This is a genomic window from Mesorhizobium sp. M7A.F.Ca.US.005.03.2.1 (assembly GCF_003997795.1).
Taxonomy (GTDB): Bacteria; Pseudomonadota; Alphaproteobacteria; order Rhizobiales; family Rhizobiaceae; genus Mesorhizobium; species Mesorhizobium ciceri.
On the sequence record NZ_RZRP01001613.1, the window covers coordinates 1 to 451 of the forward strand.

Genomic DNA, 451 nt, shown 5'->3' on the forward strand with positions numbered 1-451 from the left:
GCGACGCCATGGTCCGACAGGGCGCCGGCCAGCCATGTTTCGAAATTCAGCTTGTGCCGCGCGCCCACCTTGACCGCCGGATGTCCGGGCATCGAGGCGAGTTCGGCGGCCGTGCGCAGGAAGCCGCATCCTTTCCATTTCGGGTGGCGAGCGGACCTCGCCAGATTGGTGAAGATCGCCTCGACCTTGCGATCCGCGCCGCCTTCGGCAGCCTCGAACCAGCCGGCCATCCGCTTCAGATTGGGTTGGTCGCGGCCGTCGAGATAGGCGGCGATCAGGTCGTCCTTGCTCTTGAAATGGTAGTAGAGCGTGCGCTTGGTGAGACCCGCTTCCTCGGCAACGGCATCGACGCTGACACGACCGATTCCTTCTGCATAGAAGAGCCTGGTCGCGGCATCGACAATGCGTTTGCGGGTAGGGCTCTGCGTGTCGGGCATAAGCCTATGTATAC

The 451-nt window shown here is 63.2% G+C and carries 1 protein-coding gene; it reads right to left on the reverse strand.

Going from position 1 to position 451, the window contains the following annotated elements; translation table 11 throughout:
* On the reverse strand, nt 1–437 hold a 437-nt coding region (locus tag EN991_RS39450), incomplete at its 3' end, for a TetR/AcrR family transcriptional regulator (protein ID WP_164769826.1).
* Between the last annotated feature and the right edge of the window lie 14 nt (nt 438–451).